The sequence below is a fragment of the Nonomuraea sp. NPDC050451 genome (assembly GCF_044458585.1).
This window is the reverse complement of record NZ_JBITHZ010000004.1, coordinates 258,639-280,123: the sequence shown is the minus strand read 5'-3', so window position 1 is coordinate 280,123 and position 21,485 is coordinate 258,639. Positions and strand designations below refer to the sequence as shown.

Annotated in this window: 16 protein-coding genes; 10 read left to right on the top strand and 6 right to left on the bottom strand. The window is 70.8% G+C overall.

Going from position 1 to position 21,485, the window contains the following annotated elements; translation table 11 throughout:
* Window positions 1–78: 78 nt before the first annotated feature.
* The 7 genes from ACIBI9_RS16305 (at window position 79) to ACIBI9_RS16275 (ending at window position 8,708) form a co-directional block, all read left to right on the top strand.
* Complete coding sequence (locus tag ACIBI9_RS16305; protein WP_397222876.1) at window positions 79–924, top strand: glutamate ABC transporter substrate-binding protein; 846 nt, start codon at window positions 79–81, stop codon at window positions 922–924.
* A 50-nt stretch (window positions 925–974) separates the two neighbouring features.
* Complete coding sequence (locus ACIBI9_RS16300; protein WP_397222875.1) at window positions 975–2,783, top strand: S9 family peptidase; 1,809 nt, start codon at window positions 975–977, stop codon at window positions 2,781–2,783.
* A gap of 196 nt (window positions 2,784–2,979) precedes the next feature.
* Window positions 2,980–4,806 (top strand): ABC transporter substrate-binding protein, encoded by a 1,827-nt coding sequence (locus tag ACIBI9_RS16295; protein ID WP_397222874.1) that lies wholly within the window; start codon window positions 2,980–2,982, stop codon window positions 4,804–4,806.
* The gene (locus tag ACIBI9_RS16290; protein WP_397222873.1) at window positions 4,806–5,828 is read left to right on the top strand and encodes an ABC transporter ATP-binding protein; all 1,023 of its coding nucleotides are present in this window, start codon (window positions 4,806–4,808) and stop codon (window positions 5,826–5,828) included. Before ACIBI9_RS16295 ends, ACIBI9_RS16290 begins: the two co-directional genes overlap by 1 nt.
* Window positions 5,828–6,793 (top strand): ABC transporter ATP-binding protein, encoded by a 966-nt coding sequence (locus ACIBI9_RS16285; RefSeq protein ID WP_397222872.1) that lies wholly within the window; start codon window positions 5,828–5,830, stop codon window positions 6,791–6,793. The genes ACIBI9_RS16290 and ACIBI9_RS16285 overlap by 1 nt, the downstream gene beginning before the upstream one ends.
* Complete coding sequence (locus ACIBI9_RS16280; RefSeq protein ID WP_397222871.1) at window positions 6,790–7,746, top strand: ABC transporter permease; 957 nt, start codon at window positions 6,790–6,792, stop codon at window positions 7,744–7,746. The genes ACIBI9_RS16285 and ACIBI9_RS16280 overlap by 4 nt, the downstream gene beginning before the upstream one ends.
* Window positions 7,746–8,708: an ABC transporter permease gene (locus ACIBI9_RS16275; RefSeq protein WP_397222870.1), complete on the top strand. Its 963-nt coding sequence runs from the start codon at window positions 7,746–7,748 to the stop codon at window positions 8,706–8,708. The genes ACIBI9_RS16280 and ACIBI9_RS16275 overlap by 1 nt, the downstream gene beginning before the upstream one ends.
* A 186-nt stretch (window positions 8,709–8,894) precedes the next feature.
* Here ACIBI9_RS16275 and rny read toward each other — a convergent pair whose 3' ends face one another.
* The 3 genes from rny to ACIBI9_RS16260 all read right to left on the bottom strand — a co-directional run bounded on the left by rny (window position 8,895) and on the right by ACIBI9_RS16260 (window position 12,201).
* Window positions 8,895–10,511 (bottom strand): ribonuclease Y, encoded by a 1,617-nt coding sequence (gene rny, locus ACIBI9_RS16270; RefSeq protein ID WP_397222869.1) that lies wholly within the window; start codon window positions 10,509–10,511, stop codon window positions 8,895–8,897.
* Between the two features lie 743 nt (window positions 10,512–11,254).
* A complete protein-coding gene (locus tag ACIBI9_RS16265; RefSeq protein ID WP_397222868.1) occupies window positions 11,255–11,731 on the bottom strand; it encodes a regulatory protein RecX in 477 nt (158 codons plus the stop codon).
* A gap of 47 nt (window positions 11,732–11,778) precedes the next feature.
* A complete protein-coding gene (locus ACIBI9_RS16260; protein ID WP_397222867.1) occupies window positions 11,779–12,201 on the bottom strand; it encodes a hypothetical protein in 423 nt (140 codons plus the stop codon).
* Window positions 12,202–12,703: 502 nt separating this feature from the next.
* Here ACIBI9_RS16260 and ACIBI9_RS16255 point away from each other — a divergent pair.
* Window positions 12,704–13,159, top strand: a complete 456-nt coding sequence (locus ACIBI9_RS16255) for a hypothetical protein (RefSeq protein WP_397222866.1) — start codon at window positions 12,704–12,706, stop codon at window positions 13,157–13,159.
* A gap of 183 nt (window positions 13,160–13,342) precedes the next feature.
* Here ACIBI9_RS16255 and recA read toward each other — a convergent pair whose 3' ends face one another.
* A complete protein-coding gene (recA, locus tag ACIBI9_RS16250) occupies window positions 13,343–14,434 on the bottom strand; it encodes a recombinase RecA (protein WP_397222865.1) in 1,092 nt (363 codons plus the stop codon).
* Window positions 14,435–15,371: 937 nt separating this feature from the next.
* Here recA and ACIBI9_RS16245 point away from each other — a divergent pair.
* Complete coding sequence (locus tag ACIBI9_RS16245) at window positions 15,372–15,644, top strand: hypothetical protein (RefSeq protein ID WP_397222864.1); 273 nt, start codon at window positions 15,372–15,374, stop codon at window positions 15,642–15,644.
* A gap of 11 nt (window positions 15,645–15,655) precedes the next feature.
* Here ACIBI9_RS16245 and ACIBI9_RS16240 read toward each other — a convergent pair whose 3' ends face one another.
* Window positions 15,656–15,850: a DUF3046 domain-containing protein gene (locus ACIBI9_RS16240; protein WP_185071854.1), complete on the bottom strand. Its 195-nt coding sequence runs from the start codon at window positions 15,848–15,850 to the stop codon at window positions 15,656–15,658.
* Between the two features lie 252 nt (window positions 15,851–16,102).
* A complete protein-coding gene (locus ACIBI9_RS16235) occupies window positions 16,103–16,591 on the bottom strand; it encodes a VOC family protein (protein WP_394489585.1) in 489 nt (162 codons plus the stop codon).
* A gap of 84 nt (window positions 16,592–16,675) precedes the next feature.
* Here ACIBI9_RS16235 and ACIBI9_RS16230 point away from each other — a divergent pair, with 84 nt between their 5' ends.
* Complete coding sequence (locus tag ACIBI9_RS16230) at window positions 16,676–21,388, top strand: ATP-dependent helicase (RefSeq protein WP_397222862.1); 4,713 nt, start codon at window positions 16,676–16,678, stop codon at window positions 21,386–21,388.
* Window positions 21,389–21,485 lie beyond the last annotated feature (97 nt).

Below are 21,485 nucleotides of genomic sequence, written 5' to 3'. Positions count from 1 at the left end.
CCCCAAGAAGACCCCATTTCTCCGTGAAACCGCTCCAAGACCGGTCCGCACGCTTTGTCCAGCCCCCAGACTGTCTCCATGCGTGGGGTGGCGCTCGCGGGGGCGACCGTGGTGGCGTTGGTCGCCGCGTGCGGCGGCGCGGGCTCCTACACCACCGTCGTGGGCAAGATCAGGAACGCCGGCCGGGTCGTCGTCGGCACCAAGTGGGACCAGCCGAACCTGGGGCTGAAGACCGGGGACGGCCCTCCCGCGGGCTTCGACGTCGACGTGGCCAAGTACATCGTCGACTACCTCGCCCGCGGCCAGCACGTGGAGATCACGTGGCGGGAGTCGCCCTCGTCCGCCCGTGAGGCGCTGCTCCAGAACGGCAGCGTGGACCTCATCGTCGCCACTTACAGCATCACCGCTTCACGCCGGCCCAAGGTGACGTTCGGCGGGCCCTACATCGTCACCCCGCAGGACACGATGGTCCGCACGAGCGACACCAGCATCAAGAAGGTGACCGACCTGCGGGGCAAACGCCTCTGCCTGGCGGAGGGCTCGAACTCCTACAGGCGGATCGTCGATCCCCCGCCCGACGGCAAGCTGAACCTCCCCATGCTGTTGGTGCCCGCGGCCAACTACTCCGACTGTGTACGCAAGCTCGCCGACGGCCGACTCGACGCGATCAGCACCCTGAACCTGATCCTGGCGGGGTTCGCCGCGCAGGAGCCGGGCCGCTTCAGGCTGCTGAACGACCCCGTCACCAGCGAGGAGTGGGGAGTCGGCATCAAGAAGGGCGACACCGCCACCTGCGAGGCCGTCAACCAGGCGATCGCCGCGATGTGGCGCGACGGCACGGCCACGCGACTGCTGCACAGGTGGTTCGGCAAGACAGGGGTCAAGCTGCCGTCGTCCCTGCCGACGCCCGCAGGGTGCCCCTGAACTGTGGGGACCGCCCCACGCCGTTGCCGATCTTCCGGCAGGATGCGGGTATGCCTTTCTGGCCCTCCCCCATCTCGACCAGAGACGTGGCCGCCTCCGGCGTGCGCCCCGGCTGGCCCACGGCCCAGGACGGCCGGATCTGGTGGACCGAGGACCGTCCGGCCGAGGGCGGGCGCACCACGATCGTGTGCCGCGACGCCGACGGCACCCAGCGCGACCTGCTACGGGCCCCGTGGAGCGCGCGCACCAGAGTCCACGAGTACGGCGGCAGACCGTACGCCGTCACGCCAGGGGGCGAAGTGGTCTTCGCCAACTTCAAAGATCAGCGTCTGTACATTCTGGGCGATTCCGGCGAACCGAAACCCATCACGGACGAGGGATGCCGTTACGCGGATCCGCTGGTGCGCGACGGCCAGGTCTGGTGCGTCCGCGAGCGCCACGCCGAGGATGGCAAGGTCACCCGGGCGATCGTGTCGATCTCGCTGGACGGCGGCGAGATCCGCGAGTGGGCCACCGGCTGCGACTTCTACGCCTCTCCCGCCCTCTCCCCCGACGGGCGGCACCTGGCCTACGTCTGCTGGAACCACCCGCGCATGCCCTGGGACGGCACCGAGCTGCGCGTCACCCGGCTGTCGGGCGGCGGCGCCTGGACGGTGAAGGGCGGGGCGGCCGAGTCCGTGCTGGCCCCCGCCTGGAAGGACGACTCCAGCCTCTACCTGATCTCCGACTGCTCCGGCTGGTGGAACCTCTACGAGGTCGGCCTGCGCGGCGACGGGCTCCGGGCGATCCACGCCGCCGAGGAGGAGTTCACGCTGCCGCCGTGGCGGCTGGGCGGGCACCCGTACGCCGTGCTCGGCGACGGCCGCCTCGCGGTCCTGCACGGCCGCGGCGACCTGCGGCTGGGCGTGCTGGACCCCGGCTCGGGCGCGCTCGCCGACCTCGAGGTGCCCTACGACGGGTGGGACGCGGCGCTGGCCGCCGAGGGCACGTCCGTGGTCGGCATCGGATACGCCCCCACCGTCCCCCGGTCGGTCGTCAGCGTGGACATCGCCTCCGGCGCGGCCGGCGCGCTCAAGAGCGACCTCTCACGGCTGCCCGACCAGGCCCTCCTGCCCGTTCCACGCGCGGTCGAGTCGCCGGTGCCCGCCTTCCTCTACCCTCCGTACGGCCCGGCGACCGAGGGCACGCCACCCTACGTGATCTTCGTGCACGGAGGGCCGACCGCGCACGCCGACACAGCGCTCGACCTGGAGAAGGCGTTCCTGACCTCGCGCGGCATCGGGGTGCTCGACGTCAACTACGGCGGCTCGACCGGCTACGGAAGGGCCTACCGCGAGCGGCTGAAGGGGCAGTGGGGGCTGGTGGACGTGGCCGACACGATCGCCGCCGCCCGGTGGCTGGCCGCGGAGGGGCTCGCCGACCCCCGCAGGATCGCGGTGCGCGGCGGCAGCGCGGGCGGGTGGACCGTGATGGCGGCCTGCTGCCGGTCCGACGTGTTCGCCGGCGGGGTGTCGTACTTCGGCGTCAGCGCGCTCGCGCCCCTCGCGACGCACACCCACGACTTCGAGTCACGATACGTGGAGTGGCTGGTGGGGCCGGAGGACCCGCAGGTGTACGCCTCCCGGGAGCCGCTCGCCCTCGTCGACGGCGTGAGCTGCCCCATGCTGCTCCTGCAGGGGCTCGACGATCCCGTGGTGCCGCCCGAGCAGTCGACGGCGTTCGCGGACGCGCTGTCGGAGCGGGGCGTGCCGTGCACGTATCTGGCGTTCGAGGGCGAGTCGCACGGCTTCCGCCGCACGGAGACGCGGGTGGCCGCGCTGGCCGCTGAATTGGCCTTCTACCAGCAGCTTTTTAGCTAATGTCGTAATTTTCTAACAGAATTCGTACCAAATCGATATTACTTGCGAGCCGCTAATCATCATCGGTTGCATAACCGACTTTTCTCCTGCGCTCCCTCGCGCGTGACCATGCAAAGTGGGACGTGCTCCGCGGCCACGGCGCACGCCCCACACGGCCAGCCATGCACGCCCCGCATCTCGGCACGAGGGAGGCCAGATGGCCAGCATGCGCCATTTCAGCATTGCCGTGGCGGTCTTCGCAACTTTGTTCGCCACCGCCTGCCAGACAGACACCGGAGCCAGGAATTCCGCCCCGCCCACCTCCGCCGCCCCGGGCCAACCCGTTTCCGGGGGCACGCTCAGGCTCGTGGGCGGCGGGGACGTCGATCACCTCGACCCCACGAGCTCGTACTACACGGTCACCAACGGGATCCTGCGCACGTACGCCCGCGGGCTCTTCGGGCTCAACGGGGTGGCGAAGGGGTCCGACACCACCAAGGGCTTCGCGCTCGTCCCCGACGTCGCCTCCGAGCTGCCCACGACGGGCAACGGCGGCCTGAGCGCCGACGGGCTCACGTACACGATCAAGCTCCGTGACGGCGTGCAGTGGGACACGCAGCCGCCGCGCGAGGTGACGGCGGGCGACTTCGTCCGCGGCTTCAAGCGCATCTGCAACCCGGTGGCGGGCTCCGGCGCGCCCGGCTACTACACGAGCACGATCAAGGGCATGAAGGCGTACTGCGACGCGTACGCCAAGGCGTTCACCAAGGCCAAGCCCACCGCCGCAGCGCTGGCCGACTTCCAGAACTCGCACGAGATCGCGGGCGTCCAGGCCAAGGACGACAAGACGATCGTGTTCACGCTGACCCAGCCCGCCAGCGACTTCCTCAACATCCTGTCGCTGAACTTCTCCGTGGCCGCGCCCAAGGAGTACGACCAGTACGTGCCGGACGACGCCACGTTCCGCCAGCACACGATCTCCGACGGCCCGTACCGGATCACCCAGTACGTGGCCACCAAGTCGATCAGGCTGGAGCGGAACCCGGCCTGGAAGCAGGAGTCGGACCCGATCAGGCACCAGCACGTGGACGCCATCGAGGTCAAGATGGGCGTCAACGAGCCGGACGCGGTGCAGCAGCAGCTCGAGGCCGGCAGCGCCGACCTGGCGTGGGACCTGCCGGTGCCGACCGCGCAGATCCCGCGGCTCAAGAGCTCGGGCGATCCCAACTTCACGATCTTCCCGGGCGCGGTGAGCAACCCGTACATCGTCTTCAACCTGCAGAGCAAGAACGCCGGCGGCGCCATGGGCAAGCTCAAGGTCCGCCAGGCCATCGAGTACGCGGTCAGCAAGGTCGCCATCGCCAAGGTCTACGGCGGCTCCGACGTGGCCACGCCGCTGCACACCGCGATCCCGCCGGGCAACATCGGATACCAGGAGTACAACCCGTACCCGAGCCCGGGTGACGCGGGTGACCCGGCCAAGTGCAAGCAGTTGCTCACCGAGGCCGGCTACCCGAACGGGCTGACCCTCATCGGCGCCTTCCGCAACGCGGGCAACCACCCGGCCAACTTCCAGTCGTACTCGGCGGACCTGCAGAAGTGCGGCATCACGGTGAAGGGGCTGCCAGTCCGGCAGGGCGACTACTACGGCGCCTTCCTGCAGAACCCGTCCATCGCCAAGGCCAGCAAGTGGGACATCTCGGCGCCCGGCTGGGTCCCCGACTGGTACGGCAACAACGGCCGCGCGGTCGTCCAGCCGCTGTTCGAGACCAACTGCAACCCCGGCACCAGCAACTACGGCTGCTACAGCAACCCCAAGGTCGACTCGCTGATCAAGCAGGCGCTGGCCGAGCAGGACCAGACGAAGGCGGCCGCGCTGTGGCACCAGGTCGACACGACGGTGATGGGCGACGCGGTGATCGTGCCGCTCAACAACCAGAACACGCCGATCTACAAGAGCAAGCGGGTGCAGAACGCCCTGTACCTGCCGGCGTTCCAGCTCTTCGACTTCACCAACCTCTGGCTCGACCCCAACAACCCGTGATGAGCCTGCTCGAGGTGACGGACCTCCGCGTGGCCTTCCCCACGTCCGACGGCGTGGTGCAGGCCGTGCGGGGGCTGTCGTTCCGCATCGAACGCGGCCGCACGCTGGCGATCGTCGGCGAGTCCGGCAGCGGCAAGACGGTGAGCACCCAGGCCATCCTGGGGCTCACCCCTGGGGCCGACATCTCGGGCAGCGCCGTGTTCGACGGCGTCAACCTGCTCGAACTCGACGGCGAGCGGCTGCGCCACATCCGCGGCGCCGAGATCAGCGTGATCTTCCAGGACCCGCTGACCAGCCTGCACCCGCTCTACAAGGTCGGCTGGCAGATCGAGGAGCTGATCAGGGTGCACCGGCCGGACACCTCGCGCGCCGAGGCCAGGAGGCGGGCGGTCGAGCTGCTCGGCCTGGTCGGCATCCCCCGGCCGGATCGCCGGGTGGACGACTACCCGCACCAGTTCTCCGGCGGCATGCGACAGCGGGCGATGATCGCGATGTCGCTCGCGCTCAACCCGAAGCTGATCGTGGCCGACGAGCCGACCACGGCGCTCGACGCGACCGTGCAGGCGCAGATCCTGGAGCTCATCACGCGGGTGCAGGCGGAGTTCGGGATCGCGCTCATCCTCATCACGCACGACCTCGGCGTGGTGGCGGGCATGGCCGACGAGGTGCTGGTCATGTACGCCGGGCTCGCCGTGGAGCGGGCCGACCGGCGCACGCTCTACTACCGGCCGCACCACCCGTACACCAAGGGCCTGCTGGAGTCGATCCCGGGCAGCAGCGGGGACCGGGGCGGGCGGCTGCGGCCCATCCCCGGCTCGCCGCCGAGCCTGATCGCGCTGCCGTCCGGGTGCGCGTTCCACCCGCGCTGCCCGTACGCGATGCCGGTCTGCTCGGCCGAGCGGCCGCCCTTGGCCACGGTCACCGGTGAGGGCAGCCACGCCTCGGCCTGCTGGCTGCCGCACGAGGCCGTCGGCCTGGGCGCGGCGGCCGACGCCCTGCGGCTCAAGGCGAAGGAGTCGTGATGCTGCTCGAAGTCTCGAACCTGGTCAAGCACTACCCCATCACCACGGGCGCGCTGGTCAAACACGTGGTCGGGCAGGTCAAGGCGGTCGACGGGGTCAGCTTCGCGCTGGCCCCCGGCGAGACGCTGGGCCTGGTCGGCGAGACCGGCTGCGGCAAGTCCACGCTCGCGCGCTGCGTCGCGGGGCTGCATCCGGTCACCTCCGGCAGCGTGCGGTTCGACGGCGCGGACATCACGAACCTGCCCAGGAAGCGCATGCGGCCCTACCGCCGTGACATCCAGGTCATCTTCCAGGACCCGTACGGCTCGCTGAACCCGCGCCGGCGGGTCGGGTCGATCATCGCCGACCCGCTCGTGATCCACCGGGTCATGAGCGGCGAGCAGCTCCGCCGGACCGTGCAGGAGCTGATGGAGCGGGTCGGGCTCAATCCGGAGCACTACAACCGGTTCCCCGCGGAGTTCTCCGGGGGGCAGCGGCAGCGGATCGGGGTGGCCAGGGCGCTCGCGCTGCGGCCCCGGCTGATCATCTGCGACGAGCCGGTGTCGGCGCTCGACGTGTCCATCCAGGCGCAGATCCTCAACCTGCTGAAGGACCTGCAGGCCGAGTTCGGGCTGACGTACCTGTTCATCGCCCACGACCTGTCCGTGGTGCGGCACATCAGCGACCGGATCGCGGTCATGTACCTGGGCAAGGTGGTCGAGGTGGGAGACGCGGAGCCGGTGTACGACCGGCCGCGGCATCCGTACACGAACGCGCTGCTGTCGGCGACGGCGGTGGCCGACCCGGACGAGGCGGAGCGGCGGCAGCGGATCGTGCTGACCGGGGACGTGCCCTCGCCGATCGATCCGCCGTCCGGGTGCCGGTTCCATCCGCGGTGCCCGCGGGCCCAGGACGTCTGCTCGTCCGTGGAGCCTCAGCTTGAGGGGTCGGTGGCCTGCCACTTCCCCATTGAGGTGGTCGTATGACACTGACCGAGATCAGACCCGGCGCCGTCACCTCCCAGGGGATAGCCGGGCGCGGGCCCTGGCAGCTCGCCTGGCGCCGGATCAGGACCGACCGGGTCGCCATGGTGTCCGGCCTGGTCGTCATCCTGCTGTGCGCGCTGGCGCTGGCCGCGCCGCTCATCGCCGCCTGGAACGGCCACGGCCCCGACGACCAGTTCCGCGACACCGGCATCACGGCCCAGGGGCTGCCCGTGCCGCCGAACGGGGAGTTCTGGTTCGGCACCGACCGGCTCGGGCGCGACCTGTTCATCAGGGTCCTGTACGGGGCCCGGGTCTCGCTGCTCGTCGGCGTGGTCGCCACCGGGCTGGCGGCGCTGGTCGGGGTGGTCGTCGGGCTGCTGGCCGGATATTACGGCGGCGTCGTGGACACCGTGCTGTCGCGGCTCATGGACGTGGTGCTGTCGTTCCCGTACCTGATCTTCGCGATCGCGGTGGTGTCCATCGCCGGGCCCTCGCTGACCGCCACGATCGGGGTGATCGCGTTCTACTCGTGGGCGGCCATCGCCCGCGTGGTGCGCGGGCAGACGTTGTCGTTGAAGGAGCGCGAGTACGTCGAGGCGGCCCGGTCCATGGGGGCGGGCGACTTCCGGATCATGTTCGTGGACATCCTGCCGAACCTGCTCGCTCCCGTCATCGTGCTGACCACGCTGCTGGTGCCGGCGGCCATCGTGTTCGAGTCGACGCTGTCGTACCTGGGGCTGGGGATCGTCCCGCCCACCCCGTCGTGGGGGAACCTGCTGAGCGAGGCGCAGGGGTTCTACCGGGTGGCGTACTGGTACCTGGGGTTCCCGGCCGCCACGCTGCTGGTCACCACGCTCGCGTTCAACCTGGTGGGCGACGGGATCAGGGACGCCATCGATCCTCGGATGGAGCGCCTGTTCAGCCGCCGCCGCCGTACCCGTAAGGGGGCGTGATGCTGCGCGCGTTCCTGCTGCGCCGGGCCCTGCTCGGCCTGCTCGTGCTCTGGTTGGTCACCCTCGGGACGTTCCTGCTGTTCTTCGTCGCGCCGAGCGATCCCGCAAGGACGCTGGCGGGGCGGCAGGCCACTCCCGAGCAGGTGGAGCTGATCCGCCACAACCTCGGCCTCGACCGGCCCATGCTCGTCCAGTATCTGGACTACCTGGGCAGGCTGGTCCACGGCGACCTCGGCCAGTCGTACTTCTCCGGCGAATCGGTCGGCAAGCTGCTGGCCGCCGACTTCCCGCCGACGTTCTCGCTGGTGCTGGGGGGCGCGGTGCTGTGGTTCACGCTCGGCGTCGGCGCGGGGGTGCTCAGCGCAACCCGGGTCCGGTCGCTGGTGGATCGCGGCCTGACGCTGCTGGCGCTGGCCGGGGTCTCCATGCCGACCTTCGTAGTGGGCCTGCTGCTGCTGTACTTCTTGTTCTTCCAGCTGACCATGGCGGGGATGCCCATCCTGCCGCCCGACTCCTACGTGCCGTTCTCGCAGAACCCCGCCGAATGGGCCCGCCACCTGATCCTGCCGTGGATCACGCTGGCCACGGTCCAGGCGGCGTCGTACGCCCGGCTCACCCGCGGCTCCATGCTGGACGTGCTCGGCGAGGACTACATCCGTACGGCCCGGGCCAAGGGGGTGCCCGAGCGGCGCGTGATCTACCGGCACGGCCTGCGGGCCGCGCTCACGCCGGTGGTGACGCAGCTCGGGGTGGACGTGGGCACGCTGATCGGCGGGGTGGTGGTGACGGAGTCGGTCTTCGGGCTCGGCGGCGTGGGGCAGGCGGTGGTGCAGGCGTTCGTCAGCGGGGACCTGCCCGTGATCATGGGCGTGGTCACGCTGGCGACGACTGCTGTGGTGGTGGCGAACCTGCTGGTGGATGTGGCGTACGGACTCCTCGACCCCCGCATCCGCCTGTCCTGACGCTCGCCCGGGATGCCGGACCCCGGCGGGCGTGCTACGGCGCCTTGCTGGACCCCGGCGGGCGTGCCCCGGCGCCTCAGCCTCCCTCAGGCACCGCCACGCCCGCCGGCCCTCCACCGCCCTTCCCCCTGGCAGCCCTACACGGGCGCTCGATCATGGCGAACCGGGCGGGCAGACCAGCGGGGCCTACCTCGCGAACTCGGTCGCCCGGGACTCCCTCACCACGGTGATGCGGATCTGCCCCGGATAGGTCAGCTCCTCCTCCACCTGCTTGGCCACGTCACGGGCGATCACCTGGGCCTGGATGTCGTCGATCGCATCCGGCTTGACCATGACCCGGATCTCCCGCCCGGCCTGCATGGCGAAGACCTTCTCCACGCCCTCGTACGACTGCGCGATCTCCTCCAGCCGCTCCAGCCGCTTGACGTACGCCTCCAGGGACTCGCGGCGGGCGCCGGGGCGGCTGCCGCTGATCGCGTCGGCGGCCTGCGTGAGAACCGCTTCGACGGTGCGCACCTCGACCTCGTTGTGGTGCGCCTCGATGGCGTGCACCACGTCCTCCTCCTCGCCGTACCTGCGGGCGATCTCCGCCCCGATCAGCGCGTGGCTGCCCTCGACCTCGTGCGTGAGCGCCTTGCCGATGTCGTGGAGGAGCGCGCAGCGCTTCATCAGCGCCTGGTTCATCCTCAGCTCGGCGGCCATGATCCCGGCGATGTGCGCGGACTCGATCAGGTGCTTGAGCACGTTCTGCCCGTACGACGTCCGATACCTGAGCTGCCCGAGAAGCAGCGTCAGCTCGGGATGCATGTCGGTGATCCCAAGCTCGACCAGGGCGTCCTCACCGGCCCGCGCGCACAGGTCCTGCACCTCCTGGCGGCTGCGGTCGTGCGCCTCCTCGATGCGCTGGGGGTGGATGCGCCCGTCCAGCACGAGCTTCTCCAGCGTCAGCCGGGCCGTCTCCCGGCGCACGGGATCGAAACACGACAGCAGCACGGCCTCAGGAGTGTCGTCGATGATGAGATTCACGCCGGTCGTGGACTCGAAGGCCCGGATGTTCCGCCCTTCGCGCCCGATGATCCGGCCCTTCATCTCGTCTCCGGGCAGATGCAGCACGCTGACGACCGACTCCGCCGTCTGCTCCGCCGCCACCCGCTGCACGGCCAGCGTCACGATCTTGGTGGCCCGCTTCTCGCCCTCCTTGCGGGCGTCGCCCTCGATCTCCCGGACGATCAGCGCGGCCTCGCGCTTGGCCTGGTTCTCGATCTCCTTGACCAGCTCGGCCTTGGCCTGGTCGCCGGTCAGCCCGGAGACCCGTTCGAGGATGGCCCGCCGCTCATCCTCGACCTGGAGCAGCTCCTCGCGGCGGTCGGCCAGCTCGACCTCGGTCTCGGCCAGCTTCCTGTCGCGCTCGGACTGCCGCCTGGCCTCCTCGTCCAGCCGCTGCTCCCGCTCGGCCAGCCTGGACTCCCGGCGCTCCAGGTCGGAGCGCAGCTCCTTGAGCTCGGACTTGAGTATCCGGCTCTCCTCCTCGACCTCCCGCCGCATCTGCGCGGCGCTCTCGGCCGCGGCCTCCGACCTGCGCAGAATCTCCTGGGCGTCGGTCTCGGCCTTGTGCCGGATCTCCCGCGCCTCCTCGCGCGCCTGCTCAAGCTCCTCGTGTACGACTTGCTGCTGCTCGGGACTGGCCTTGGAAACGCGTGGCAGACTGCCCGAGGTGCGCCGTATGACGACGAGAAGCGCGACGATCATCCCGAACGCGAGCACGAGCACCGCCACCATCAGCACCACGACAAGCGGCCCCATGTGCGCCCCGCCCTCCTCGCGTCGTCAACACCTCATAACGCGGCCACAAACGGGAGGGGTCACAAGCGCGCCACGAATAGCCCGGTCGGCGTCTGGATCGATATACAGCCAAGGCTGACCGGGCGTCGACTCGCAAAGCCGACACCTCGCCCGCCTAGATCAACCAGCCTCGTTCGTCCGTCGTTCACCGGTATGGCAATCCGCGCTGCGCGGAGTAACTCCTCACTGCCGTCGAGGTTATGCGTCGAACAGGTCACGAGCAAGCAAACGCGTCATCAAGCGTGTCTTACGGGCCTGCATCTCCCCAGACATCGCCGGGCAAGCCAAGGGACGCGCACGGGCAAGGAAGCGTCTGCGAGTGCAACAGCACCCGCACCCGCATATGCACCCGCAATCCCTCCCGCACTCGCAGATGCAGCTGCAAGCGCACATGCATCCACAGCAATCGGACGGACCCCGCCGGCCCGGAGAACCACAGAACGAGGGATCCCCAGAACGCGCGGGAACCACGCAAGCACGGGAAGAGCTTTGGAGCCGGGGAGAGCCGTGGAGCCAGCGAGAGCTTTGGAGCTGAGGAGAGCCGTGGAACGGGAAGCACAAGGACCGCCAAAGCACCGGGACCGCCAAAGCACCGGGACCGCCGAAACACCAGGAGAGCCGGGGGTGCCGTGGAACGGGAAGCACCGGGACCGCCAAAGCACCAGGACCGCCGAAACACCAGGAGAGCCGTAGACCAGGAGACCCTACGAGAAGTCCTCATCCATCTCGATGCCCTCCTGCTCAAGCGCCTCGCGGATGACGCGGAAAGCCAGCCCCGAGGAGTATCCCTTGCGTGCCAGCATGCCCGCCAGCCGCCGCGTGCGGGTCTGCGGGTCGAGCGACCGGGTGGAGGCGAGCTTGCGCTCCACCAGCCGCCGGGCCGTCTCCGCCTCCTGGTCGGGATCCAGCCGCTCGACTGCCTCCTTGACCGTGTCGGTGTCCACACCGCGATGACGTAGCTCAGCCGCCAAGGCGCGCTTGGCCAGCCCTCGGCCGTGGTGCCGGGAGTCGACCCAAGCCGCAGCGAACGCCTCGTCGTTGATCAGCCCCAGCTCGGAGAAGCGACTGAGGACCGCTTCGGCGGCTTCGTCGGGAACGTCACGTTTGCGGAGCGCCTCAGCGAGCTGGGCCCGGGTCTTGGGCGCCATGGTGAGGAGACGAAGACAAATAGCCCGCGCCACCGACTCCGGATCAGCATCCTGCCCGCCTCCGCCGAAGCCCTCACCACTCAGCCCAGATCCGCGAGACCTCCCGCCTCTCCGCCCGGATCCGCCAGATCTTCCGCCCCTCCGCCCAGCTCCGTCAAAGCCCCCACTGCCCCACCCAGCTCCGCCAGAGTTCCCATCGCTCTGCCCGCCTCCACCGAAGCCGCCGCCATCGCGCTCGGCCCCGGCAAAGCCCTCGCCGTCCGGCCAGGCTCCGGCGAAGCCTTTGCCACGCCGCCTGGATCTGCCAGAACGCCCGCCGCCACGCCCCGTCCCGGCAGAGCTCCCGCCGCCACGCCCAGCTCCGCCAAGCCCTTCCTCATCAGGCCAGGCCCCGGCAAATCCGTCACCGCCTCGCGCGCTTCCGGCGAACCCGCCACCATCCGGCGTAGAGCCGACGGCGTCGCCACCATCCTGCGCAGACCCGACGGCGTCGTCACCGTCATGCGCCTCCCCGGCAAAGCCTCCGCCATCCCGCCTCGATCCAGCGAAACCGCCGTCGTCCTGCGATCCCCCGGTGCGGCCTTCGCTATCACGCTTGAATCCGGCGACGTCGGCGCCATCGCGTGCCGCTCCGGCGAAGTCGTGGCCATGCTGCGCAGCTTCGGCGGAAGGCCCGCTGTCTTGTCGGGTTTCGGTAGGGCCTTCGGCGTCCGGCTCCTCGGATGACCAACCTCGCCCGCGGGCGTTTCGCCCAGACCGTCCGTTGGAGCGGGTGGATCGGCGCCCTTTGCCCGATCGTTTCCTACCGGTCTCACCGTCGTCCGGCTGTTCGGCCGCGAACCAGCTGCTCCCCGCGAGCACCTCGGAGTGCCACCCGCCGTCCCCCCGGCCGGCAGGCGCGGCCTCGTTGGCGGAACGCCACCCCTTGGTGGTGGCCCGTCCCCCGTCTGAGTCCCCTTGGCCGTCATCGGCAGGACCAGCTTCAGCGGAGCTACCATCGCCAGCGTGCCCGGCAGCCTCAGCGTCTGGGCTGGCCTGGGTGTCGGGGCGCGAACCGTATTGATCGTGCGAGCCCTCGGCAGCGATCCGGGATTCATGCTGATCATTCGCGCCGATTCGGGTGTCGGCGGTTGTGCGGAAAATGGGCTGGTCGTCGGATCGGGCTTGGGCCTCGGTGGTGGTGCGAGGTCCGTCCTGATCCTCGGTGTCGCCCCCGAAAAAGGGGTGTCTGCCGGTGCGTTCCCGATAAAGGGGGCTGGTGGCCTCCTGAATATCGATGGTTACGTGATCGCCGGTGCGGACATCGTTCTGTCCGTCCATGGCGGCACGCACATCAGCCGCATCGCCCACGGCGGCATGCACAGCGTCCTGCACGCCTGTGGCGGTGCGCTCGTCGTGCTGTTCGCCTGTGGCGGTGGGGTTGTCGGGGTGTTCTTCCTTGTCTGCCTCAGCCTCGGCTGAGGCGCGTTGGCGGGTGCGGTGTTCGCGCCACTCGTCGACCGATGGCCAGCCGTCCGTGGCCGAGCGGGCCAGGTCGCGGCCCCGGGAGGGGGGAGGGACGGGCCGGGCGCCCCCGGATTGGGGCGCCGGTGGCCGGTTCGGGTCACTCATGGGAGGGGGCACGGTCGCTCAGGGGGTGGACGATCAGACGTCACCCGGCTTCGGGGTGGACTTCGAGCCGCGGCCGGAAGGGGCGGCGGCCGGGGCAGGGGCCGCGGCGGCTTCGGCCGGGGCGTCGAGGCGGGGACCCACGCCCAGCTTGTCCTTGATCTTCTTCTCGATCTCGTTGGCCATGTCGGGGTGGTTCTTCAGGAAGTTGCGGGCGTTCTCCTTGCCCTGGCCGAGCTGGTCGCCCTCGTAGGTGTACCAGGCGCCGGACTTGCGGACGAAGCCGTGCTCCACGCCCATGTCGATGAGGCCGCCCTCGCGGGAGATGCCCACGCCGTAGAGGATGTCGAAGTCGGCCACGCGGAAGGGCGGGGCCATCTTGTTCTTCACGACCTTGACCCTGGTGCGGTTGCCGACCGCCTCCGTGCCGTCCTTGAGGGTCTCGATGCGGCGGATGTCCATCCGGACCGAGGCGTAGAACTTGAGCGCCTTACCACCGGTCGTGGTCTCGGGGCTGCCGAACATGACGCCGATCTTCTCGCGGAGCTGGTTGATGAAGATGGCGGTGGTGCCCGTGCTGTTGAGCGCGCCGGCGACCTTGCGCAGGGCCTGGGACATGAGGCGGGCCTGGAGGCCGACGTGGCTGTCGCCCATCTCGCCCTCGATCTCGGCCTTGGGCACGAGCGCGGCCACCGAGTCGATGACGATGATGTCGACGGCGCCGGACCTGATCAGCATGTCGGCGATCTCCAGCGCCTGCTCACCCGTGTCGGGCTGGGAGACCAGCAGGGCGTCGGTGTCGACCCCCAGCTTCTTGGCGTACTCGGGGTCGAGGGCGTGCTCGGCGTCGATGAACGCCGCGATGCCGCCGGCGCGCTGGGCGTTGGCCACCGCGTGCAGGGCGATCGTGGTCTTACCGGAGGACTCGGGGCCGTAGATCTCGACGATGCGGCCGCGCGGCAGGCCGCCGATGCCGAGGGCCACGTCAAGGGAGATCGACCCGGTGGGGATCACCTCGATGGGGGCTCGGGCGTCATCGCCCAGGCGCATGACGGAGCCCTTGCCGAACTGTCGCTCGATCTGAGCGAGGGCGGTCTCGAGGGCCTTCTCGCGGTCGTTGATAGCCATGGGAACTCCCCCTGGAGGGTCGTGGTCCGATCAGTCGAGTGAAAGCTACGGCCTGCCACCGACATTTTTCATGCGACTGCCGGGGAAGACGTGGCTCGGGCGAAATCCATCGTAGCCGAACGGCTGTTCGATCACAGCAGGAACACGCAGGTCGCCGTCAATCACCAGCCTTCGGAGCGGTGAGGAGCCCGAGTGCCGTCCTGATCGAGGCGTCGGTGAACGGCGCCCCGCCCGCGCTGTTCGCTCTCGACCAGGAGTACGCCGACCGCCTGCGCATCCCCGTGTACGGCTACACGACCGGCAGGACCATCAACGGAGAGCACAAGGCGTACCAGGGACGCGTGGACCGCCTCACCATGGGCGACCCGCACCTCGGAAACGTGCCCGTCCACACCATTCCGGACACGATCCGGCTCGCAGCGCCCGACGGGAGGGTCACCCTGGGAGCGATCGGCACGAGCTTCCTGTCCACGATCGACTATCCGGCCGAGCAGCTGACGGCCGGGGCTCAGCGCGCCGATGTGGTGCCTGGGCGATCACTTCCTGCTGTCCCACGGCACCGTGAACGGCCTGGACCGGATGTCGACACCGGGGGCGCCGACATCGGCTTCATCGCGCCGCCTTCGAGGCCGCCGGGACCCCGATCCCCCGGGCGACGGCCCTCGACCGGTGACGTTGGACGAGGTGACGCCCGGCCCCGCCACCCGCCGCCGGGTGCCCGGGTTGTGCGGCCATCCCCGCGTGGTTCGAGCACGGTTTCGGCTTCCGCATCGGGGGCCTGCCCACGCACGAGTTCTTCAAGCCTTATGCGCTCACGTTCGATTCCGGACGCATGCGCATCCTCGTGAACAAGCCCCGCCGATGTTGGCCTCCAACGTGTTGCCTGGGCCGTGAGCTGGGGAGACTCACTTCAGGGGCCGAAGGTTGGAGGCGGCGAGTGTCGAGCGGCTACACCAGGGAACGGCGCACCCATCTGGAGGCACTCGCCGAGGTGCTCCCCCGTCATGGCCTGGTCAGTCGCATGGTAGGCAACGACGATCCGGTGCTGTGGGTCTGGCACCCGCGTACGGGCCGTCAGACGATCATCTTCGCCACCCCGTCGCACCGCGGATGGACGTTCCTGTGGTCGCCCGGAGGGCAGGGCAGCGTGGACGAGCTGGAGCTCACTGCCGCCGCGTTGCGGCAGACCCTGGACCTGTCGCAGCCCTGAAGCCGCCGCGGCTAGCGGAGCTTGGGCGAGACGTCCTCCACCTGGCAGACCGCGCGCCAGACGGTCTTGGCGCTCTCCCCGTCGGCCAGCGCCTGCATGACGGTGCGCCCGCCCAGCGGCGCGAGCACGTAGTCGCGGGCCCACGACTCGGCGTAGGTGTCGCCGAAGTGAGCGTTCATCCGTCTCCAGAACTCCGTCAGGCGCATGGATTCAAGTATGGAATCGCCTGGGGGGTGGGTAGGACATCCCCATGCCAAAGACCCACAAGTCTTCGCCACCGAAGACAGCCGAGACCAAGGCCCACAGGGCCAGACGCCGCCGATTACTGCACACGCTGCGCCTCGCCGTACAGAAGGAGAAGTCTGAGCGATCAGAAAGGCACGCGGGCGTCAGGCAGGAGCCCCGTGCGGGCAAGCCGCGTACGCGCAGGGCGTCGCGGCGCTAGGGCGGACCCGCGGTCACAGCACACGCGAGCCGTACATCTCACCTAGATGGTCGGCGAGCAGCTCCAGCCGGGCGCCATCGGGGTCCTTGAAGTAGATGGAGGCGCCGCTCTCTATCTGGTGCGGCACGCCGGCCATCTCCAGCTTCCCGCGCAGCCGCTCCCAGGTGGCGGGGTCGACGGAGATCGCGACGTGGTGCAGCCCGCCCAGCACCTCCTGGTACGGCCCGAGGTCGAGGCCGGGGAAGTCGAAGAACGCGAGCAGGTTGCCGTTGCCGATGTCGAAGAAGAAGTGGTTGGAGCCCTTGTAGTCGCGGTTCTCGATGATCTCCGTGAGCGGGAACTCCAGGAGTTCCTGGTAGAACTTGATGGTGCGTTCCACGTCCGACGAGAGCAGGGCCATGTGGTGCAGGCCCCGGGCGCTGCTCGATGGCCGGTGCGCTAAGACGTAGCGCCGCCTCATCTCCGCTCGGCGGGTTTCGATGGCCGCATAGTCAATGGTCACGGTCGCTGTATGTCCGCCAGGACCCCCGCTCAACCGCTCGCCGGGGAGCCAAATGCGTTTTCTGTCGGTGGCGCGAGGCAATATGTGCTGGTGAGCTCGCTAGACCAGTTCAGCCAGGTGACCAGGCAATGGTTCACCGGAGCCTTCCAAGCTCCCACGGCCGCCCAGGAGGGGGCGTGGGAGTCGATCTCGCGCGGCGACAACACCCTGGTCGTCGCCCCCACCGGGTCGGGCAAGACGCTGGCGGCTTTCCTGTGGTCGCTCGACAGGCTGGCGTTCGAGAAGACCGGGCCCGCCGCCACGCCCGAGGCCGAGCCCGCCCCGCACGCGCCCGCCGCACCCCAAGCCGACCCCTCCCCGCCCGCCGCACCCGATCCCGCCCGGCACGCTCCCGCGCCCAAGGCCGAGCCCGCCGTGCGCCAAGGCGCCCCGAAGGGGACGCGGGTGCTCTACGTGTCGCCGCTCAAGGCCCTGGCCGTGGACGTCGAGCGTAACCTGCGCGCGCCGCTGGCCGGGCTCAAGCAGACGGCGCGCCGGCTCGGGCTGCCGGTGCCGGAGATCTCGGTGGCGATCCGCTCGGGCGACACCCCCTCGGAAGACCGCAGGCGCTACGCCGCCAAGCCGTCCGACATCCTGATCACCACGCCGGAGTCGCTGTTCCTGCTGCTCACCAGCCAGGCGCGCGAGGCGTTGCGGGGCGTGGAGACGGTGATCGTGGACGAGGTCCACGCGGTCGCGGCCACCAAGCGCGGCGCTCATCTGGCCCTCAGCCTGGAGCGGCTCGACGCGCTGCTCGACAGGCCGGCGCAGCGGATCGGGCTGTCGGCGACGGTGCGGCCGGTGAGCGAGGTGGCGGCGTTCCTGGGCGGCACGCGACCGGCCACGGTCGTGCAGCCGCCGTCGGAGAAGCGGATCGAGGTCGAGGTCGTCGTCCCAGTCGAGGACATGACGGAGATGGAGGGCCGCCCGCAGCCGGAGGGCGGGGAGGAGTTCGCCCCAGAGCCGGGCAACCGGTCGATCTGGCCCCATGTGGAGGACCGGCTGTTCGACCTGATCGGGGCCCACAGCTCGACCATCGTCTTCGCCAACTCGCGGCGGCTGGCCGAGCGGCTGTGCACCCGCCTCAACGAGCTCGCGTACGAGCGGGAGGGCGGCGGGGTCGAGGCCGTCGACCTCTCCATCTGGGAGACGCCCCCATCACCGCAGACGCCCCGGCGGATGCCTGCCGACATGATGGCGCAGGCGGGGGCGAGCAAGGGCGTCGTGACCGAGATCGTACGCGCGCACCACGGCTCGGTCTCCAAGGAGGAGCGCGCGCAGATCGAGGAGGCGCTCAAGTCGGGCCGGCTGCCCGCCGTGGTCGCCACCTCCAGCCTGGAGCTCGGCATCGACATGGGCGCGGTCGACCTGGTCGCGTGCGTGGAGGCGCCGCCGAGCGTGGCCAGCGGGCTGCAGCGCATCGGCCGGGCCGGTCACCAGGTCGGGGCGGTGTCCAAGGGTGTGATCTTCCCGAAGTACCGGGGCGACCTGGTGCAGACGGCCGTGGTGGCCGAGCGGATGAAGAGCGGCCAGATCGAGGAGCTGCGCTATCCGCGTAACCCGCTCGACGTGCTGGCGCAGCAGATCGTGGCGATGACCGCGCTCGACGAGTGGACGGTCGACGAGCTGGAGTCCGTGGTCAAGCGGGCCGCCCCCTACGCCACGCTGCCCAGGACCGCCCTGGAGGCCACGCTCGACATGCTGGCCGGGCGCTATCCGAGCGAGGAGTTCGCCGAGCTGCGGCCGCGCATCGTGTGGGACCGGGTCACCGGCACCCTCCAGGGCCGTCCGGGCGCGCAGCGGCTGGCGGTCACCAACGGCGGCACGATCCCCGACCGCGGCCTGTTCGGCGTCTTCCTGGTGGGCGAGAAGGCCTCCAGGGTGGGCGAGCTGGACGAGGAGATGGTCTACGAGTCGCGCGTGGGCGACGTGTTCGTGCTGGGCGCGACGTCCTGGCGGATCGAGGACATCACGGCCGACCGGGTGCTCGTCTCGCCCGCGCCGGGCCAGCCGGGCAAGCTGCCGTTCTGGCACGGCGACGCGCCCGGGCGCCCGGCCGAGCTGGGCAGGGCGATCGGGCAGTTCCTGCGCGAGCAGGCCAAGAACGGCTCGACCGAGCGCATGCGGGAGGCGGGGCTCGACGAGTTCGCCTCCGGAAACCTGCTGGCCTACCTCCACGAGCAACGCGAGGCCACCGGCTACGTCCCCGACGACCGCACCCTCCTCGTCGAGCGTTTCCACGACGAGCTCGGCGACTGGCGCGTGGTCATCCACTCCCCCTACGGCGCGCGGGTGCACGCCCCGTGGGCGCTGGCGATCAACCGGCGGCTGCGCGAGCGCTACGGCATCGACGTGCAGGCGGTCCACTCCGACGACGGCATCGTGCTGCGCATCCCCGACACGCTGGCCGAGCCGCCGACCGACGTGGCCGCGTTCGACGCCGAGGAGATCGAGCAGATCGTCACGGAGGAGCTGGGCGGGTCGGCCATGTTCGCCTCCCGGTTCAGGGAGTGCGCGGGGCGGGCGCTGCTGCTGCCGCGCCGCACGCCGGGTAAGCGCAGCCCTCTGTGGCAGCAGCGCCAGCGCGCCGCCCACCTGCTGGGCGTGGCCTCGCAGTACGCCTCGTTCCCGATCGTTCTGGAGACCATGCGCGAGTGCCTGCAGGACGTCTTCGACGTGCCGGGGCTCGTCCGGCTCATGCGCGACATCGCCGCGCGCCGGGTGCGGCTGGTGGAGGTGGAGACCTCGCAGGCCTCGCCGTTCGCGGCTTCGCTGCTGTTCCATTACGTGGGCGCGTTCATGTACGAGGGCGACGCGCCCCTGGCCGAGCGGCGCGCCCAGGCGCTGGCGCTGGACACCACGCTGCTGGCCGAGCTGCTGGGCCAGGCCGATCTGCGCGAGCTGCTCGACCCCGACGTGATCTCCGACACCGAGCGCGAGCTGGCCAGGCTCGACCGGCCGCTGCGCGACCTGGAGGACCTCGCCGACCTGCTGCGCTCCCACGGGCCGCTGCTCGCGCCCGACGTGAGCGTGCGCGGCGGTGACCCAGCCTGGCTCCAGGAGCTCGAACGCTCGCGTCGGGCGATCCGGGTACGCATCGCCGGCGAGGAGCAGTGGGCGGCCATCGAGGACGCGGCCCGCATGCGTGACGCGCTGGGCGTGCCGCTGCCGGTCGGGGTGCCCCACGCGTTCCTGGAGCCGGTGGCCGATCCGCTGGCGGACCTGGTGGCGCGGCACGCCCGCACCCGCGGGCCCTTCCACGCGGGCTCGGCCGCGGCCCGGTTCGGGCTGGGCGTGGCCGTGGTGACGGACGCGTTGCGCCGGCTGGCCGCGTCCGGACGGGTCGTGAACGGGGAGTTCCGGCCCGGCGGGCGGGGCGAGGAGTGGTGCGACGCCGGGGTGCTGCGGATGCTGCGCCGCAGGTCGCTGGCCCGGCTGCGCAAGGAGGTCGAGCCGGTCGCGCCGGAGACCCTGGCCCGATTCCTGCCCGCCTGGCACGGCATCACCGGCTCGGGCGCCGCGGGGCAGGTCGGCGGCCGGGGCGCGAGCGAGGCCGCCCGGGCCATGGACGCGCTGGTCCGCTCGATCGAACAGCTCCAGGGGGCCGCCGTGCCCGCGTCCGCGCTGGAGACGCTGGTGCTGCCCGCGCGGGTGCCCGGCTACCATCCGGCCCTGCTCGACGAGCTGACCTCGTCGGGCGAGGTGATGTGGGCGGGGCAGGGCTCGCTGCCGGGCGGCGACGGGTGGGTGTCGCTCTACTACGCCGACACCGCGCCGCTGCTGATGCCCGAGCCCGCCGAGATCACGATGACCCCTCTGCACGAGCGCGTGCTGGAGCTGCTGGGCGGGGGCGGCGCGCTGTTCTTCCGCGGCATCTCCGACCAGCTCGGGTCGCTGGACGACACGACCCTGGCGGCGGCGCTGTGGGATCTGGTGTGGGCCGGGCGGATATCCGGCGACACGCTGGCGCCGCTGCGGGCCACGCTCGGCACCGGCCGTCCCGCGCACCGGCCCGCCACCACACGGCGGCGCCGGGCCGTGCTGCCGAGCAGGAGCGGGCCGCCCACGGTGGGCGGCCGATGGTGGCTGCTGCCCGAGCCCGCCGCCGACTCCACCCAGCGGGCGCACGCGCAGGCCGAGGTGCTGCTGGAACGGCACGGCGTGGTGACCCGGGGCGGGGTGACATCGGAACGACTCCCCGGGGGATTTACGCCCATATATCAGGTCCTGCGGGCATACGAGGAGAGCGGGCGCTGCCGCCGGGGCTACTTCGTCGAGGGCCTCGGGGGCGCGCAGTTCGCCCTGCCGGGAGCGGTCGACCGGATGCGCGCCATGGCGCCCGGCCTCGCCCCGACCGGCGGTCCGGGTCCCGACGCGGGGACCGGCGGCGGACGGCGGGCCGTGGTGCTGGCCGCCGCCGACCCGGCCAGCCCGTACGGCGCCGCGCTCCCCTGGCCGCAGCACCCCGGCGAGCTCGGGCACAAGCCTGGCCGGAAAGCCGGTTCGCTGGTCGTGCTCGTGGACGGGCACCTGGTGCTCTACGTCGAGCGGGGCGGCAAGACGCTGCTGTCGTTCGCCGACGACGACCGGCTGCAGCCCGCCGTCGACGCCCTCGCGCTGGCCGTGCGGGACGGGGCGCTCGGGAAGCTCACCGTGGAGCGGGCCGACGGCACGTCCATCGTCGAGTCGCCGCTGGCGGCGGCCCTGGAGGCGGCCGGTTTCCACCCCACACCCCGCGGGCTGCGCCTGCGCGCCTGAGTCCCTGCGGCACGACGACCGGGGACCCGCCTAGGCGTGGCAGTGGAGGTGGTGCTGGCGGCGGAGGGTGGGTGGCGTGTGGATTGGGGGAGTTGGT

Bases quoted from the DNA above. Each gene is read 5' to 3' on its own strand.
- ACIBI9_RS16305 (WP_397222876.1), top strand. From the start codon at position 79: ATGCGTGGGGTGGCGCTCGCGGGGGCGACCGTGGTGGCGTTGGTCGCC.
- ACIBI9_RS16300 (WP_397222875.1), top strand. From the start codon at position 975: ATGCCTTTCTGGCCCTCCCCCATCTCGACCAGAGACGTGGCCGCCTCC.
- ACIBI9_RS16295 (WP_397222874.1), top strand. From the start codon at position 2,980: ATGGCCAGCATGCGCCATTTCAGCATTGCCGTGGCGGTCTTCGCAACT.
- ACIBI9_RS16290 (WP_397222873.1), top strand. From the start codon at position 4,806: ATGAGCCTGCTCGAGGTGACGGACCTCCGCGTGGCCTTCCCCACGTCC.
- ACIBI9_RS16285 (WP_397222872.1), top strand. From the start codon at position 5,828: ATGCTGCTCGAAGTCTCGAACCTGGTCAAGCACTACCCCATCACCACG.
- ACIBI9_RS16280 (WP_397222871.1), top strand. From the start codon at position 6,790: ATGACACTGACCGAGATCAGACCCGGCGCCGTCACCTCCCAGGGGATA.
- ACIBI9_RS16275 (WP_397222870.1), top strand. From the start codon at position 7,746: ATGCTGCGCGCGTTCCTGCTGCGCCGGGCCCTGCTCGGCCTGCTCGTG.
- rny (WP_397222869.1), bottom strand. From the start codon at position 10,511: ATGGGGCCGCTTGTCGTGGTGCTGATGGTGGCGGTGCTCGTGCTCGCG.
- ACIBI9_RS16260 (WP_397222867.1), bottom strand. From the start codon at position 12,201: ATGACGGTGACGACGCCGTCGGGTCTGCGCAGGATGGTGGCGACGCCG.
- recA (WP_397222865.1), bottom strand. From the start codon at position 14,434: ATGGCTATCAACGACCGCGAGAAGGCCCTCGAGACCGCCCTCGCTCAG.
- ACIBI9_RS16240 (WP_185071854.1), bottom strand. From the start codon at position 15,850: ATGCGCCTGACGGAGTTCTGGAGACGGATGAACGCTCACTTCGGCGAC.